Source organism: Staphylococcus sp. NWU MKU2, assembly GCF_033283605.1.
Taxonomy (GTDB): Bacteria; Bacillota; Bacilli; order Staphylococcales; family Staphylococcaceae; genus Staphylococcus; species Staphylococcus haemolyticus.
In genome coordinates, this window is record NZ_JAVSMH010000005.1 from 139,336 (window position 1) to 157,364 (window position 18,029).

An 18,029-nucleotide genomic window follows, 5' to 3' on the forward strand; every position below is an offset into this window, starting at 1 on the left:
CATCATTTTATTTAAATTTATTACTTTCTGCATGCATCATTCTTTCATGTTCTGCATCAGCGCCTTTTTTACCTTTTAAGAATAAACTTAAAATAAATGCTAAGACTGCTAATCCAGTCGCAATCCAGAATGCATCGTTAATGCCTTCGATATATGCAAGCTGATTTACGTATTTTAAGATAGCTTGTAATGCTTCAGATTGACCACCATATTGTGCCGCCATTTGACGGACGTGGTCTTGGATCACAGGATTTGTTTTATCTAATTCATCTGTAAACGCACCAACATGATTTGTTGTTTGCGTCGTCATAACAGTAACAAGAATCGCAGTACCAATTGAACCAGCCAATTGTCTCATCGTGTTTAGGAATGCATTACCATGAGAAATAAGTCTTGGTGGCAGTGCGTTAATGGCTGCTGTCATAAGTGGCATCATTACAAACGCCATACCGAATGATCGAATCACATATATACTCATTATATGAAGATATGATGTATCCATATTTAATTTAGTAAGTTCCCATGTTCCGTAAGCCATTACAGCTATACCAAACAATGCTAAAGGTTTTAAACCAATAGTATCAAGTAGCTTACCAGTGATTGGTCCTAATATACCCATCACTAATGAACCAGGAAGTAATAACAGTCCTGAATCAAGTGCTGAGAAACCACGTAAATTTTGTAAGTAGATAGGTAATAAAATCATACCACCGAATAAACTCATCATAACAACCATGTTAATAATAGTTGTTAATGTAAATGTTGATGATTTCAACACTTCAAGATTTAACATTGGCGCTCTCATTGTTAATTCACGAATGACGAATGCAGCAATGAATATCGCACCAATTATGAACATCGTTACGATTTCAGCTGAACCCCAACCTTTATTACCGGCTTCACTAAATCCGTATAATAGTGCACCAAATCCAATCGTACTGTAAACGATACCTTGATAGTCGGCTCTTGGATTTGTTGTTCTTTGATATAATCTGAACCAGAAATAGCCAAATATCATTGCAGCAATTCCTAGGAAGAACATACCATAGAACATAACGTTCCAATGATAATTTTGAACGATGTAACCTGATAAAGTTGGTCCAATAGCTGGCGCCAATATCATTGCTATACCCATCGTTCCCATTGCAACGCCACGTTTTTCAGGTGGGAAGATTGTAACGATTACGTTAGAACCTAATGGCATTAATACACCAGCACCAATGGCTTGTAGTACACGTCCACCCATCATCATAGGGAAGTTATTAGAAAGTGCACAGACAAGTGAACCAATGGTGAATAATAAAAGTGCAATAATAAATAACTTACGATAAGAGTATTTATTAAATAAGAACGCACTTATTGGAATTAAAATACCATTTACTAACATGAATCCTGTCATCAACCATTGTCCAGTTGACGCAGAAATATTGAATTCTGTATTAATCTTAGGCAATGCAACGTTTAATAACGTTTGGTTTAAGATGGCTATAAACATACCAAACAACATTGCTGCTAAAATTTTATTTCTTGTAATCCCTTTTCCAAAAACAAAATCTTCTTTTTGTTTCTTAATACGTTCGTTTACACGTCCTTCTTGAGAATCAGGATTAATCGGTTCATAAATTGAATCCTTAGGTAGATGTTGATTATTTACATCATCATCTTGCTTGTCATCCTCAGTAGCATCATCAGCATAATGTAAGGAATGTGATGCTTGCTTTTGCTCAGGATGCATTTGCTCTGATACATGATCTTGCTGATCTTGTTCATTCTCGAAATGATTTTTTCGTTTATCATTTTCAATGTGTCTATCTTCAGAGTTCGTGTGACGCTGTTTATCATCGTCTCTTTGAGAATCTTGCGTACGATTCAACGCTTTATCTCGGTCTAAGTCACTGATTTTAAATTTAGATGGATTACTTTGACTTTTAGATTCTTCATTTACGTGTTGTCCCCTAGCTTGGTTCTTACGCTTCTTACGTGATTTCAACACAAGAACGTTAACTAAACCAACTAAAATGACCGCTAAAACAATATATCCAACAATGAAGGTCGTTGTCATTCTATGACCTCCTTAGTCTTTATGAATTTTTACTTCAGCGTTCATTCCAGGAACAACATTTTTAGATGGTGCAGAATCTAAAGAAATTTTAACTGGTACTACTTGAGATACTTTAGTGTAGTTACCGTCAGTGTTAGATGATGGCATTAATGAGAAGCTAGCTGCAGTTGCTTGGCCTACTTCTTCAACTTTACCGTCAACGTCAGAATCTTCACCGTCGATTGTTACGTCAACTTTGTCGCCTTTTTCTACACTGCTAACATCTTTTTCGTCAATATTTGCTGTAATATATAAATCATCTAAATTGTAAGCATAAGCAATTGGTGAACCTGCTTGTGCAACTGAACCTTCCATACCACTTGTTTTAACGATAGTTCCGTTTTGTGGCATTTTGATATCCATTGTTTGTGACTCACCGCTTTGGCTTTGACCACTCACTTCTGCTACTTTGTCACCTTTTTTAACTTTGTCCCCTTGTTTTACATCAAGGGATTTAATTTGACCTGAAGTTGGGCTAGAGATTTGAATTTGTTCTCCATCAACTTTGGCATTATCAGTTGTTACAAAGCTTGTAGCATTATGATATAAATAGAAACCTACAATACCAACTACAACTAGAACAACGATTGTGATGATATTAATTAACACCATTTTCTTCATTGAACATTTCCTCCTATTTGCTTTTCAAAATCACTTTTAATATTATAAAGACATATAAATAAAATTAACACCAACAATTATTAGTAAATTGTCGGCTAAATGAAGTACGAGATAAATCAGGTGACAAGATGAAGCAAAATGCTAAATATAAAATTATAAAAAGTTTAATTGATTTATTAGAAATTTATCCCTTCGAAAATATATCTATAAAGATGATTTGCGCAAATAGTAATGTCAATCGGTCAACTTTCTATGATCACTTTCAAGATAAATTTGACTTGCTATCAAAAATCCAAAATTATCATTTAAATAAATATGAACACTTACTCAACACATTCTCTTTTAATTTTGATAATATAAAAAAAAATCCTGAAAAAGTTTATAAATTCTTTCATATTATTCTAAAATATATCTATAGAAAAAAAGCGTTTTACCACGCTATTTTTATTTCTCATCCAAATAAAGAATTAGTTATGGAATATATTGATATTACGAAACAATATTACGCAAGATTTTTAGGAGAAAATAATACAACCATTCAAAACGTGCCTTTTTTTATAACTTATACAATGAGTGGTCAAATAGGTGTCATTTTAAATTGGTTAAGATTAGGGTGTCAAGAAAGCCCGGATGAAGTAGCAAGTGCATTACTAGCTAATACTTTAAAAGTTCAAAGATAGTTGCATTTAATCAATGAAGAAGCCATTAATTGAGTTAACTCGATTAATGGCTTCTTCACTTTGATACTGTATTTAATTATTTCATCGTAGCATAATAATTAATTTAGTTTCTTTTATACTTTGTCATGCTTAAATACTTTAATATTTAATAATTGTAAAATGATAAGTAAAATTGCTGTGAGACTAATAATAATGATATAAGGCATACTGTTATATTCACCTTTTAGGTTAACAAGTGGTGTCACAAGGCCGCCTAATAAAGATTGTAATAATCCCAATAAACTTGATGCGCTCCCGCTTCCGGTTGTACGTTCTTCCATTGCAATTGAAAATCCTAATGTCGCGACGCCTGTAACAGGTGCCACTAAAACGATAAAACCTATAACTAATAACGCAAAATGCCAATGATTTATTAATGTTAACGATACAATCACAACGCCAAAGATTTGGATAATTGTAAATGCACGTAGTAGCACTTGTGGGTGAAAATAGTCTACTAATTTTCCAGCAATCTGACTCGCAATAATAAGTGTGATTCCCACTCTGCAAACATCCAACTAAAGTGTAATGGCGAAACACCATATATTTTTTGAACTAAAAATGGTGATGCAGAAATGTAACTAAATAACATGATGAATGTAACGCCTTGAATGAGCATTGGTAAGACAAATCGTGGTGTTGTGAGTAAACTTTTAAAGTTACTAAAAATCACATTCACTCCACTGCTATCACGATTTTCTACCGATAAAGATTCAGGAACTTTAAACAATGAACCTAACACCATTAATACACCAAATAGCGTTAAAATGACAAAAACCATTCGCCAAACAGCAAAACTCAATATTAAGCCACCTAAAGCGGGTGCAATCACAGGAGCTACACCATTAACTAGCATGAGTAGTGCTAAAAATTTAGTCAGTTCATTTCCACGATACATGTCACTAGCAATCGCTCTTGATATAACTGCTCCAGCGCCTCCAGTAAATCCTTGAATAAATCTAAGAAATACCATAATCCAAATATTTTCAACGAAGACAATACCTAAACTTGCTGAAGCAAATATAATCATAGATATAACTAGTGGTTTCTTTCGCCCAATACTATCGGATATTGGACCTACAAATAGATTACCTAACCCTAAACCTATCATAAATAAAGATAAAGTTAGTTGTGCATTAGCAGTAGTCGTATTAAAATCATTTTTTAATTCTGGTAGCCCTGGCAAAAACATATCTATAGATAAAGCACCTATAGCAGTTAAAGCACCCAATATAATAATAAATAACGGTGAATTTTTCTTTTGCTTTTGCTCTACATCCATTATATTATCCCACCCTTTTAGGTTTCATATTTTTATGTATTGATTAAAATTTAATAAGTTGGAATAAAACATGCTTTAATATTACTCTAGCTTTCGAATTTTTAAACCACTTATTGAAATTTTAAGTTTGTGTTTCGTTCATTCTCTTATAAATGACTAGAACTGAGAAAAGCTTCATTTAATCACCTTCTCAGTTCAGTCTACAAATACTTATTTAGAATGAATGTTAAAGATACAATATCGATCGCTACTCATTCATTTATTTTGAATCAACTAATTGAATATTACCCGTATCACTATCTTCTCTTAATTCATAATTAGTGGTTTCATACTGCCCACTGCTATTTAAATGTTGCACTTTAGTATTAATCGTGGTGCCTTTTTGACTAGCACTTATAACTTGTGGATTAATAAAGGCTACTGATTGGTTTAAATTGTTTTTTATAGAATTATAGATACTCGATTTATCTTTTAAAAATGTACTCACTAAATTGAAATCACTTTGTGAAATAGCTGAATTCAAAGTGAAAGAATAATTACTAAAGAAATTACTTAGCTTTGTTTTCAAACTATTTTCTTCCGCTTCTTTTTCCTCGATATAGTCACTAATCTCTTCATCATCAAACTCTAGTGTAGCACTATTAATATTACCTAAATCTCTTGCTTTGATTGTTTTTGTCTCTGCATGGAATGTTTTCCCTTTTGCCTTACCTAGTGCAGAAACTGTAACATCTTTCGTTTGAGGATAAGGTCCATATTCTCTAGAACTGCTATATTTCATTTGTTTATCATTAATTTCAACTTTCAATGAGTCTTTGTCTAAATCACTTTTTCCTTTTAATTTGACTGTTAATAACGCTTCGTTGAAGTTTTCATTTACTTCAACTGTGTTACTCTTTCCATATCTAAAGTCAAATTTAAGTTGACCACTAAACTCTCCATATTCTGTTTCTTTTTTAGCATCAACAGAATATATACCTGGGATATAAGTACCTAGTGAAGTCGTCTTATTCGCATCAGCAATAACTGTTTTCTTTTTTCCACCATCTTTAAATTCATATTTCGTATCCAATTTAGGTTTCACAATTGCCTTCTTTGTCGGAGCAGTGTAACTCATATTATCGAATATTAATAATCGTGTACCATTTTTACTTACCCGTAAGTAGTTATTACCTGCACGCGTTTTTAAATTAATTGCCTCTTTAGAATCACTTTTATTGAGTGTTTCTACTGTAGATTTAATATCGCGCGCAAATTTCTTCATTCCAACTTCACTTCTAATATAGTCTATATATACACTTGCCTCATCTGAATCTATATGAGAATTTTTAGAGCTTAATAGCGTCGCTACTTTTTGTGAATCATTATTATCAATTGCATTAACTAAAATCTTTGTTTGTGCATCAGGTGAATTGTAATTTCTAACCAATACAAACACAATAATTAGTAAAACAATGATAAACGCAACGATAGCCCAAGGAATAAACTTTCTTATCCTAATATTAGATGTGTTGATTTGAGGGGAGTTTATTTGATTGTCTTTATTGTCTAATTTTTTCCCACAATTAGGACATTTGTTTAAGTTGCTATCAATTTTCTGTCCACATTTCGGGCATGTTCTCATTTAGTCACCAACTTCCCCTCTACTAGAATATATTTATCGATTGATATTTTAATTTCAAATAAGAATATGATTTCTATTATATAATAATCATTCTAGACCTTCATACTAATTTAAACTTTTGAATTAAATTTTTTTACTCTCTCATCTATTATATATAATACACTTAAAGCTTTCTCAATATCTTTACTTGATAAATCAGCTACCATATCACTAACCATATCGCTAACAATTTTATTGTTTTCTTCAGTATATTTTCTACCTTTTTCCGTTAGAGCAACATATTTTAGTCGTTGATCAATATTGTTATTTGGCTTTTGTAATGCTACGAAGCCACTATCGATTAGTTTCTTGATACGTCGACTTACTGCTGCTTTATTAACACCTTGTTTTTCAGTTATTTCAGTAATTGATAATACTTGATGATGGCTTAGCAATCTTAGAACATTGGATTGTTCCATTGAAATACCATACTTGCTTTGCTGATCTTTTAATAACTTTGCAGTTAAAGTATTAGTATCATCAATGAATTGCTTCATAAATTCGATGTGGTTTCTTGAAATTATGCTCATTACTTTACTCCTCGTTAAATAGTAATCAATAGCGTTTTACATACTCTGTTAAATAATATCAATAAACAATTCTCTTGAAAACCTAATTACGCTATTAATAGTTGCTAATAGGTAAGTTGTTCGATTACATTTATATATATAAAGAAATTAGAGGTATTCCTTATGATCGCAATTATCTTAGCTCTCATTGTGTTATTGTCTGTACTAGGTGTATTATTCAACGTGAAATGGCTTCTGAATTTAAGATTGTTTATTACAACTATTATATTATGTATGTTGATTACTATTTTGAATCTATTAACAATGACACTCCCTACTACACTTATAATAATCATGATTATTACTATGGTTGGTTTACTAGTAAAGCACAACCATCTTTTCTCCTTACAAAAAGGTCAAGCTTTTTTAAATAAAATGACGAAATATCTCATATTAGGAGTGCTCTTTACATCGATTTTTGCATATCTTAGCACTATGCCTATTCCTATAATTAATGGTGTTTTCTTGTGGCTAACTATGATTGCTATAAGTACTTGTTATGCATTATTGCTTTACATGTCTTGGTCATCAGCTTTAGGTCGCATCTCAACTCATAAGCAGTACGACTTAATTATGGTATTAGGAGCTGGAATTTTCACAGAAAAAGTTACACCAATGTTAGCCGAAAGATTAAATCGTGCACTTAGTGTATATCAACATCAAACTGACAAATGTAAAATAATTGTTAGTGGTGGTCAAGGGCCAGATGAACCCATATCTGAAGCATTAGCGATGCAGCGTTATTTAATACAACATGGGGTTCCCCAATCTAGTATTATTATGGAATCTCAATCTACAAATACGTTTGAAAACTTCTATTATTCAAAAAAAGTCATACACAACCTATACTCAAATAGCCCCAATATACTTTGTGTTACGAGCCAATTTCATATCTTACGAGGAATGAAATTTGCGCATACGAATCGAATGAAAGTTGATGGTATAGGAAGTCACACCCCTTATCATTTCTTTGATGTCGCATTAGTGAGAGATTTCTTAGCACTAATGTATCAATATAAATTACTATTGACCATTTACTTTGCAATTTTATTTTTTGCTTCTCTTTTCATTCTATTTTAAAAAAACGGGAGTGGAACAGTATGTTTTGTTCCACTCCCGCAAAATGATTAAAGCTGAGAGAAGTTTGATTATTGTGTGATTTAAATGACACAACTAATTAAACTTTCTAAGTTTATTTTTTATAACTCGATTTTACCATCTTCAATTTCAATCACTCTATCCGCATATTCAAATAATCTTTTATCATGCGTAATCATAATACCAATCATATTTTTAGTTTGAACATGTGCTTTAATCATTTGCACAACAGATGTAGCTCTATCTGCATCTAAACTGGCAGTTGGCTCATCTGCTAATATGATTTTAGGTTCATTCATAAAAGCTCTCATTATAGCAACGCGTTGTTTCTCTCCTTCAGATAACAAATGAGGATAAACATCTAAACGATGACTCAGACCTATCTCAGTTAATAGTCTTTGTGCTTTATCTTTAGCCTCTTTACGCTTTATACCCGCTTCTTTAGCTACAATCATTAATTGTTCTCTAACTGTTAGATACGGAACTAAATGAGATGATTGAAAAATAAAACCTATATCATTTAATCTTAGACTTGTTTTATCTACTTCATTTGACAATAAATGCTCACCATTATACAAAACATCTCCACTCGTCGGACTTAGTAATCCACCTAAAATATTAAGAAGTGTAGATTTACCTGATCCAGATGCGCCACTTAGTATGATGAATTCACCTTGATTCACATTAAAATTAATATTCTTTAATACTTCTGTTTGTGCAGCTCCATTGCCAAATGTCTTAGTAATGTGTTTGAGTTGTAATGCCATTATTCCATACCTCCAATTGCTTCTATAGGATCTACTTTTAGAACTTTTATAAAGGATAATAATGCACCGATTAACCCTACAATTAGAAATACGACTATCATTAATAACACCTGACTATAACTTAGATAAAACGGCATAGTTACAGGCATAAAGGCATTTAATATAAGTATGACAGAAAATGCTAAAATAACACCTAACATTGTTGTTAAAATAATTTGTAATAAAAGTGCAGTTAATAAATGCTTCGTTTTAATACCTATGGCTTTAAGAATGCCTATTTGAGGTATTTTTTGAATCGTCATCACATAGAAGAACGCACTTAAAACAATTGCTGTAATCACGAATAGACTAATAATCATTAAATTAAGTGGCATTTGTTCTGCTTGATAACTAGCAATGTTATCAGTTAATGCCTTTTCATTTACAACCTTAATACCTTTAATTTGTTTAAGTGATTGTTTTTCATCTTTATTGATTTTGTCAACCGGATAAAATGTTGATACTTGTTTATTTAATGACTTAAACGCTTCTTTATTCATTAATATCATTGAACTATGTGAGTACATCGACTCATTCATTATGCCGCTTATTTTATAGTTATGATTATGTCCTTTAAAAGTTACAGAATCTCCAACTTTCAAGTCATTTCCAGTCAGTTTCTCACTAATAGCTATTTCATTCTGTTTTTTTGGATAATTACCACTTACAAGTTTTGGCTTAAGATGTTTAGGTGTATTTAACGTGATGACATCTTGATCTTGTTGGTTTATTTTAAGTGTTTGCGACCCCATTTGAGTTGCATTTTCATGAATAATATTCTCTATTTTATTTTGTTGTGATTGGTTCAACTGAGAACTTTCTAACTTCGGTTCCTTATTATCTTCGACTATATAATGTTCAGCTGGCATATTATTTAAATATGATATGTTTTCTCGTGCTAAGCCTTGAGCTAATCCACTAATAAATAACACCATGCTTCCCAATAGAAATATAATTAACATGATTAATGTATAACGAAATCTGTAAAATTTTATTTCTTTCCATGCTAAATTCATATTTAGTACCTCCCACTGCTATTTCAATACATAGTTTAATGACACATTATGAACTGAATATGAACTTTAAGAAGAATTGTTTTTTGATATAGTTATTCATATAATCATTTTATGAATAACAAAGGAGTAAAACTGATGGTGAAGTGTTTAATAGTAGATGACGACTATAAGATATTACATTATGTATCTCAACATCTCGAAGCAGCCCAAATTCAAACCGTCACTCACGCAAGTGGTGAAAGTGCAACCGCGTACCTTGCAAATAATAAAGTCGACATTGCAGTTGTTGATATTATGATGACTGGCATGGATGGATTTGAGTTGTGTCAATTGCTTAAAAATGATTTTGATCTACCTGTCATAATGTTGACGGCAAGAGATGCTTTGAGTGATAAAGAACGTGCATTTGTAAGTGGGACAGACGATTACGTTACCAAGCCTTTTGAAGTAAAAGAATTGTTATTTAGAGTACAAGCTGTGTTAAGACGTTACCAAATTAATTCTCAAGACATTATAAAGTTAGGAAATGTTACTTTAATTCAAGAGTATATGGAATTATCTGTCGACTCTAAAAATGTCAATTTGCCTACAAAAGAGTTTCAATTATTATTTTTATTGTGTGGTCAACCAAAACATATTTTCACAAGAGACACACTAATTGAGCGAATTTGGGGATTCGATTATGAGGGAGATGAAAGAACTATAGACGTTCACATTAAGCGACTACGTCATCGTTTAAATCAATTAAATGCCACAATTGAGATACAAACAGTTCGTGGACAAGGATACAGGGTGATTACACATGTTTAAGACGCTTTATACACGTATTGCTATTTACACGATTACGGTCATTCTTTTTAGTGCTTTAGTCAGTTTTCTTTTTGCAAACGTGTACTATCATTTCAATTTAAAAGCACAAAATGACGCAAAAATTATGCGTACTTTAGAAGAGGCAAGAGCATTCCATACATCTTCAAATCAATCTGACACTCAATCATATTTTAAACATTTAGGAGATATGAACTATCAAATTATGATTGTAGATCACTCACATCATAAAACTTTTTTTGGTGAACCATTCCGAAAAGACACTATTTCAGATTCAGCTATTAACCAAGTACTAAAAGGTAAACCCTACCATGGTATTAAAAATAAACCTTTCGAACTGTTTATAACTGGCTTTTTTGATAATGAAACGGATAATACTGTGGGTATCCCTTTTAACCAAAATAATCAAAAGCTTGCCGTATTTATGCGTCCTGACATAGGTGAAACATTTAGTGAGTTTCGCACTTTTCTAGCTGTTCTTTTAATATGCTTATTAAGTATATCTATCACGCTCGTTATTGCATCTACATATTCAATTATTAAACCTATAAAAATATTGAAGCAAGCAACTGAACGTTTAATGCATGGTGATTTTAATTCACCAATCTATCAAAGTCGTCATGACGAAATTGGTACGTTACAATATCGATTTGAAGCGATGCGACAATCTTTAAAACAAGTAGATGATATGCGACAACACTTTGTTCAAAATGTTTCACATGAAATCAAGACGCCATTAACGCACATTCATCGTCTACTTAGTACGTTACAAAGCAATGTAAATCAAGGAGAGCGTGATCAGATTATTCATGAAATTCATGAAGAAGTTACGCATTTAAGTAATTTAACAAAAGAATTATTACTATTATCCGAACTAGATAACGCTACTCATCTAAAATTTGAAGATGATGTTCACTTTAAAGAATTAATAACTGACATCATTCGTCACGAGCAATATGGGATAGATAACAAACAATTAATGTTGATGTCTGATATAGATACGGTTCATTTCCGAGGAAATAATCGTTTATTACATCAAGCATGTTCTAATCTCATTCAAAATGCAATTAAGTATTCTAATCCCAATAGCATGATTGATGTGAAATTATTTATTAACGAAGGAATTATTTATTTTACCGTTACGAATGAAGGGCATACCATTCCAGAATCAGTGCAACCTCATCTATTCGATCGTTTTTATAAGCGTAATGCTGAGGATAATAGCAATGGATTAGGATTAGCAATAACTCAATCTATCATTCATTTACATCGTGGACAAATATCAGTAACTAGTAATGAACGTGACGGAACGACGTTTACAGTGACATTGCCTGAAACTAACTAATCAATTTAATTAGATATTATTTTACAAAACTAACCACTTACTTCAATATATCTACCATTTAATATTGTTCTAAAAATTTTCTATACATTTGTGGTTAAATGACGTTGAGGAGGCATTAGTCGAATGAAACTACGGTTACACATATCACCCGAAGAAGATGAGAAGTATATCGCGATTCACGCACCTGAATTTGATGATGAAGTACAGCAAGTTATTACAAATATTGAAGATTTGAATAGTTTAAAACAACTCTATGGCAAACAAGATGACATGATCCATATTATAGAAATTCAAACCATCATTAGTTTTCGTACACATAAAAATCAAGTCATTGCAATTAGAGATGGCGAACAATTTAAATTGAAAGAACGATTATATGAACTTGAAGAAAAACTTCCTACTTCATTTATTCGAATTTCTAAATCTGAAATTGTAAATATAAATAAGATTAAAAAATTGCAATTAGAACCTAATGGTTTGATTAGAATTTATTTGCAACATATTGATTATACCTACTCCTCTAGAAGATATTTAAAATCCATAAAGGAGAGACTTTCATTATGAGAAAATTATATCAATTTGTTAGTATTTCTTTAGTTATAGGTTTAGCACTTTCTATCATTTTTAGTTATATCAATGCTGGCGGTGAATATTATCCAATTTCACCAGTTACAACACTAGGTAAGTTATATTATTCACACTTGTCTGAACCAATAGTAATGCTCATCGCCATTTGTTTGTGGCTTTTAATTGGTGCATTATTTTACTTAGCAAACTTTTTCTTTTCGCACACAGATTGGAGTATCACACGTAGCACATTAATGCATTTTATGTTGAGTTATATTGGATTATTACCAATCGGTATTTTATCCGGATGGTTTTCGATAAGTGTTTCAAATATATTTATTTTCACATTCTATTTCATCATTATCTACATCATTATTTGGATTATAGAGTTTTTAAAAAGTAGAAAATATGTTTCTGAAATCAATAACCAATTAAATAAAAAATAATTACTAATGGTAAAGCTCCTTATAAAGTAAACACTTAAAGTGCAAACTTTATAAGGAGCTTAATGTGATTTTATATTGAAATGATACTTATTTTACATTTAAATATTTTTGAATTTCTTTATTAACAACTCGATAGACGTCCTCATGCTCTGTTAATTTAAGTCCGAAAGAAGGTACCATTTCTTTAATTTTCGGAATCCAATTTTTAAATTCATTACCATAACAACGTTGTAATAAATCTAACATAATATCTACTGCAGTTGATGCACCAGGTGAAGCACCTAATAATGCTGCAAGAGAACCATCATCAGATGTAATTACCTCAGTACCAAACTGTAAGTTACCTTTACTATCTTCAGTATCCTTGATCACTTGTACACGTTGACCTGCAACAATAACTTCCCAATCTTCGTCTTTTGCATTAGGTACAAATACACGTAAATCATTCATACGATTTTCATGTTTTAACATAAGTTGTGATACGAGATATTTAGTTAAATCTATTTCTTTAACACCTGCTGATAACATTGTTAATAAATTATTAGGTTTAACTGAACGTATTAAGTCTAAATTTGAACCTGTTTTTAAGAATTTAGGTGAAAAGCCTGCAAATGGGCCGAATAATAAAGCACGTTCACCATTTACAAATCGTGTATCTAAATGAGGTACCGACATTGGTGGTGCACCTACACTTGCCTTACCGTAAACTTTAGCATGATGTTTTTCGATAACGTCTTTATTAGTACAACGTAAGAACAGACCACTTACTGGGAAACCACCGATATGTTTTGATTGCTTGATACCTGTTTTTTGAAGTAATGGTAAACTTGCACCGCCGGCCCCAATAAATACAAATTCTGATTCATACGTATGACTTTGTCCAGAATTAAGATCTTTAACAGTCACTTTCCAGTTACCATTATCCAGTTTCTCAATATTTTCAACTTCTTGTTTATAAGAGACTTCTACATTTCTTTCTTTTAAATTAGAGATGAGTTTTTTTGTTAGTGCACCAAAGTTTACATCTGTCCCACTTTCATCACGAGATAATGCAATTGGAACATGTGATGTTCTTCCTTCAACCATTAAAGGTACCCATTCTTTAATTTTTTCACGATCTTCAGTAATATCCATTTTTTCAAATAGTATATTTTCTTTTAATGCTGCTACTCTGTTTTTAAGGAATTTTACATTGAAGATACCTTTTACGAAACTCATATGTGGCACTGATTGAATGAAGTTAGATGGATTTTCTAATTGTCCAGTTCTTACTAAATGTGCCCAAAATTGCTTAGATACTTGGAATTGTTCATTGATTTTAATTGCTTTAGTAATATCAACAGAGCCTTCTTTGCCTTCTTTAGTGTAATTCAATTCACAAAGTGCAGAATGCCCTGTGCCAGCATTATTCCAAACATTTGAACTTTCTTCACCAGATTGTTCTAATTTTTCAAATATTTTAATTTCTTTGTCTGGAGATAATTCTTTTAATAACGTACCGAGTGTTGCGCTCATTATACCGCCACCTATTAAGATGACATCTGTTTTGCTATGTTCTGAACTCATAACAATACAGTCCCCCTTTTTTTCACATCTTTAGTCGATAGGAAATTGATCTTGGCTTAATAAATTAAAACGCTTTCTTTATTTATTAAAATTTTTAATATTAACTTTACGCAGAACGTAAATCGACTTTTTTAATAACTAGTTTAATTATATACATAATCGTTCTATGAAAAAAGTGTTTACATAAAGTTTTCATCTTTTATCGAGAATAAAGGATAGACGTACATTATCTTAGTTAGCATTGGCTATTACTATTAGACACATCTCAGAAATGCTATAATTTTCTATTATGAATTATTTGAGGTGTAACTATGAAATCATTCACATTTTTCATGCATAATATTTATGCATTAGGTGGAACAGTTAAAGCAGTTTCTGAATTAGCTAATACACTTGCCGACAAAGGACATCACATAGAAATTATTTCTGTGTTTCGAGCTCAAGACGAGCCTTACTTTGAAATAAATGACAAAATAAAAATAAAGACATTAGTAGACTACCGTTTAAAACCTCAGAACACTAAAGCAATAATGATGAATCGTTTAAATAAATATACTTCACTATTGAAACCAAAAGAAATAAATCAGTTTGAGCCGGGGTTAAATCAATTTTCCAAGTATGTAGAACATAAAATGATTAAAGCAATTAAAAAAGTTGATACAGATGTACTTGTAGGTACTAGAGCGAGCTTTAATATTTTAATTTCAAAGTATCATTCAAACAATGTCATAACTGTGGGAATGGAGCATATGAACCTACATGCACATCCGGAAAATTATCAACAAGATATACTCACTGCCTATCGCAACATAGATATAGTCACAACGCTAACTCAACAAGATCAACTGAATTACGAGCAACAAATCGACACACCTGTTTATACAATTCCAAATATCATCAATCCAGTAAAACATGCTACTAAGAAAGAAAATATCATTATTAGTGCAGGTAGATTAGAATTTGAAAAAGGGTTTGATATTTTAATAGAAAGTGTTCGCCGTATTCAAAATGACCTTAAGCGATTGAATTTTAAAGTAGAAATATACGGTGATGGTCAAGAGCGTGGACATTTGCAACAATTGATTGATCAGCATCAATTAAATGATTTAATTACTATCTATCCTGCAACTCAACAACTTAATACCAAATTATCTAACAGTAAAATTACTGTGGTACCGTCGAGAAATGAAGGCTTTGGTATGGTTTTATTAGAAGCTATGGCTCAAGATAATATTGTTATCAGCTTTAAAGATACACTTGGACCTGCTAGCATTATTAATCATAATTCCAATGGCTATTTAGCCAATTATGGTGATGCTGGTTCTTTAGCAAAATATATAGACATCGCTATGAACCACGTCGATGAAGCTAGTCAGATGATCAATGAAGGACATGTTACTTTGAAACAATATACGCCTAATACGGTTTATGAAAAATTTATGACCGCAATTAATAACGTTTAATTCTACTTATAATTATGTTTATTTGTGGGGACTTCTATGAATATTCAAAAAGCCCGTAAACGAATTTTTACAATTCATTTACGGGCTATTTTTGAAATAATTATATCTTAGAATAATATTGTATATTAATTACAGAATTAGAGATAAGATAAATCTCCAAATACAGATGAAGATTAGTAATCCAACACTGTAACGTAATGTCATTTTAAGTAATTCTGATTCTTTACCTACTTCTTTAACAGCAGCAGTCGCAATTGCTATTGATTGAGGTGAAATTAATTTCGCTGCTACACCACCCACTGTGTTTGAAGCTACTAGTAATGAACCACTTGTTCCAATTTGTTGTGCAACTGAAGCTTGAATTGGTGCAAATAATGAGTTGTTATTAACAACTGATCCTGTCATAAATACGCCAATCCAACCTAAGATTGGTGATAACACTGGGAACACGTTTCCAGCTTTAGCAATACCTTGACCCATTGCTGCACTTAAACCACCATAAGTAGTGATTTTAGAGATTGCTAAGATGAAACAAATTGTTAATACTGGTAACCATAGTTCTTTAAAAGTTACACCGAATAAACGTCCTGCATCTCCGAAACTTACTTTCTTAGCCATTAATACTGTAATAATAATTGTAATTAAAATCGCTGTACCAGTTTGACCAATAAAATTGAAACTTAACATAATTGGTTTATGAGCGACTTCACTGAAAGTACCTGGTAAATTAAAGTTAAGCACTAATGAAGATAATTTACCTTTGGTAAGAATAAGTTTTTAAAGAATGGTGCGCTCCAAATCATAACTACAACTGTTAATATAACAAATGGACTCCATGCATAGATAATTTCTTTTGCATTGTGATGTTTTGCCGGTTCAGGTTCCACATCTTTCTGTACTCTGAAAATATGTTTTGGTTGGAATTTTCTAGAGAATAAAGCTAAAGCTCCCATAGTTACTAATGGTGGGATAATGTCAGCTAATTCAGGTCCGTTAAATACTGTTAGTAAACCTTGTAATACTGTATACGTAACAGATACAACTAAGATAGCAGGTAATGTTTCTTTTACACCTTTTAAACCATCAATGATAAAGATAAGTAAAAATGGTATAAAGAAGTTAATAATTGCTAATGTTAATGTAGATGTTTGAGATACGCCCATTGCGTGAACGCCACCTGGTAAGTGTAGTGTATCTACAACACCTACTGGAATTCCTATAGCACCAAAAGCACCTGAAGCAGCATTTGCTACTAAGCATAACATTGCAGCTTGTAAAGGTCTAAAACCTAATTGAGCAAGTAATAACGCACAAATTGCAATCGGTACACCAAAACCAGCAGCACCTTCTAAAAATGCATTAAATGAGAAACCAATAAGTAATAATTGTATACGTTGGTCTTGTGAAATACTTGTAATACTGTCTTGAATCGTATTAAATTGACCAGATTCTTGAGTGATTTTATAAAGTAATACTGCCATCATGACAATATAACCAATCGGAATAATACCTTGATAGAATCCTTCTACAACACCACCTGTTGCAATGCCAAGTGGTAATTTAAAGAACGGGATAGCAATAAGTAATGTAACAACTAACGTTGTGATAGCTGCATAGATACCTTTCATTTTAAAAACGGTTAAGCATAATAAGAATAGAATAATAGGTACTGCGGCTATTAAACTAGATAATACCAAATTATCAAATGGATTAAATGTTTGAACTAACATAATTCTGACTCTTCTTTCCTTTAGTTTGTATTAATGATCACTCTAGCGATATTGACAATTGAAGTTTGAGCGTACTTCTAATTGTTATATTGTTTATTAGTTTGTCGACAAGTTAATAATGCTAGATTTCACAAATTTATATCTTGTGAACTTTTTCACAATAAAAATATACCATCTTTCTACTTAAATGACAATACTATATAGTACTT

At 31.7% G+C, this 18,029-nt stretch carries 14 protein-coding genes and 2 pseudogenes; 7 read left to right on the forward strand and 9 right to left on the reverse strand.

Annotation, left to right across the window (positions count from 1 at the left end):
* Positions 1-7: 7 nt before the first annotated feature.
* Together SBL15_RS09300 and SBL15_RS09305 are read right to left on the reverse strand one after the other, a co-directional pair.
* Positions 8-2,062, reverse strand: a complete 2,055-nt coding sequence (locus SBL15_RS09300; protein WP_107612062.1) for a DHA2 family efflux MFS transporter permease subunit — start codon at positions 2,060-2,062, stop codon at positions 8-10.
* Between the two features lie 12 nt (positions 2,063-2,074).
* A complete protein-coding gene (locus SBL15_RS09305; RefSeq protein WP_011275030.1) occupies positions 2,075-2,722 on the reverse strand; it encodes an HlyD family secretion protein in 648 nt (215 codons plus the stop codon).
* A gap of 128 nt (positions 2,723-2,850) precedes the next feature.
* On the opposite strand from SBL15_RS09305, the gene SBL15_RS09310 reads away from it, so the two are divergent.
* Complete coding sequence (locus SBL15_RS09310) at positions 2,851-3,402, forward strand: TetR/AcrR family transcriptional regulator (protein WP_107612060.1); 552 nt, start codon at positions 2,851-2,853, stop codon at positions 3,400-3,402.
* Between the two features lie 113 nt (positions 3,403-3,515).
* Here the strand turns inward: SBL15_RS09310 and SBL15_RS09315 are convergent.
* The 3 genes and pseudogenes from SBL15_RS09315 to SBL15_RS09325 form a co-directional block, all read right to left on the reverse strand.
* Positions 3,516-4,723, reverse strand: a pseudogene (locus tag SBL15_RS09315) (multidrug effflux MFS transporter).
* A 259-nt stretch (positions 4,724-4,982) separates the two neighbouring features.
* Entirely contained in the window at positions 4,983-6,347 is a 1,365-nt protein-coding gene (locus SBL15_RS09320; protein ID WP_107637747.1) for a zinc ribbon domain-containing protein, read from the reverse strand.
* A 110-nt stretch (positions 6,348-6,457) separates the two neighbouring features.
* Positions 6,458-6,916 carry a MarR family winged helix-turn-helix transcriptional regulator gene (locus SBL15_RS09325; protein WP_053018363.1) on the reverse strand — a complete coding sequence of 153 codons (459 nt, stop codon included), beginning with the start codon at positions 6,914-6,916 and terminating at the stop codon, positions 6,458-6,460.
* A gap of 162 nt (positions 6,917-7,078) precedes the next feature.
* Here SBL15_RS09325 and SBL15_RS09330 point away from each other — a divergent pair, with 162 nt between their 5' ends.
* A complete protein-coding gene (locus SBL15_RS09330; protein WP_107613738.1) occupies positions 7,079-8,035 on the forward strand; it encodes a YdcF family protein in 957 nt (318 codons plus the stop codon).
* A 119-nt stretch (positions 8,036-8,154) separates the two neighbouring features.
* Here SBL15_RS09330 and SBL15_RS09335 read toward each other — a convergent pair whose 3' ends face one another.
* Complete coding sequence (locus SBL15_RS09335) at positions 8,155-8,820, reverse strand: ABC transporter ATP-binding protein (RefSeq protein ID WP_107612056.1); 666 nt, start codon at positions 8,818-8,820, stop codon at positions 8,155-8,157.
* Positions 8,820-9,875, reverse strand: coding sequence for an ABC transporter permease (locus SBL15_RS09340; protein ID WP_107609868.1), 1,056 nt, complete (start codon positions 9,873-9,875; stop codon positions 8,820-8,822). The genes SBL15_RS09335 and SBL15_RS09340 overlap by 1 nt, the downstream gene beginning before the upstream one ends.
* Before the next feature lie 135 nt (positions 9,876-10,010).
* Between SBL15_RS09340 and SBL15_RS09345 the strand changes: the two genes are divergently transcribed.
* From SBL15_RS09345 to SBL15_RS09360, 4 genes are all read left to right on the forward strand, one after another.
* Positions 10,011-10,685 (forward strand): response regulator transcription factor, encoded by a 675-nt coding sequence (locus tag SBL15_RS09345; RefSeq protein WP_142837080.1) that lies wholly within the window; start codon positions 10,011-10,013, stop codon positions 10,683-10,685.
* Positions 10,678-12,048, forward strand: a complete 1,371-nt coding sequence (locus SBL15_RS09350) for a sensor histidine kinase (RefSeq protein ID WP_107612055.1) — start codon at positions 10,678-10,680, stop codon at positions 12,046-12,048. Before SBL15_RS09345 ends, SBL15_RS09350 begins: the two co-directional genes overlap by 8 nt.
* Before the next feature lie 123 nt (positions 12,049-12,171).
* Positions 12,172-12,612, forward strand: a complete 441-nt coding sequence (locus SBL15_RS09355) for a LytTR family DNA-binding domain-containing protein (protein ID WP_011275020.1) — start codon at positions 12,172-12,174, stop codon at positions 12,610-12,612.
* The gene (locus tag SBL15_RS09360; protein WP_037535828.1) at positions 12,609-13,061 is read left to right on the forward strand and encodes a DUF3021 domain-containing protein; all 453 of its coding nucleotides are present in this window, start codon (positions 12,609-12,611) and stop codon (positions 13,059-13,061) included. The genes SBL15_RS09355 and SBL15_RS09360 overlap by 4 nt, the downstream gene beginning before the upstream one ends.
* A gap of 87 nt (positions 13,062-13,148) precedes the next feature.
* Here the strand turns inward: SBL15_RS09360 and mqo are convergent, their stop codons facing one another.
* Positions 13,149-14,627, reverse strand: coding sequence for a malate dehydrogenase (quinone) (gene mqo / locus SBL15_RS09365; protein ID WP_107637750.1), 1,479 nt, complete (start codon positions 14,625-14,627; stop codon positions 13,149-13,151).
* A 311-nt stretch (positions 14,628-14,938) separates the two neighbouring features.
* Here mqo and SBL15_RS09370 point away from each other — a divergent pair, with 311 nt between their 5' ends.
* Positions 14,939-16,090 carry a glycosyltransferase family 4 protein gene (locus SBL15_RS09370; RefSeq protein WP_107612053.1) on the forward strand — a complete coding sequence of 384 codons (1,152 nt, stop codon included), beginning with the start codon at positions 14,939-14,941 and terminating at the stop codon, positions 16,088-16,090.
* Between the two features lie 129 nt (positions 16,091-16,219).
* On the opposite strand, the pseudogene SBL15_RS09375 reads toward SBL15_RS09370, so the two are convergent.
* Positions 16,220-17,820: pseudogene (locus SBL15_RS09375) on the reverse strand (L-lactate permease).
* Positions 17,821-18,029: the final 209 nt, after the last annotated feature.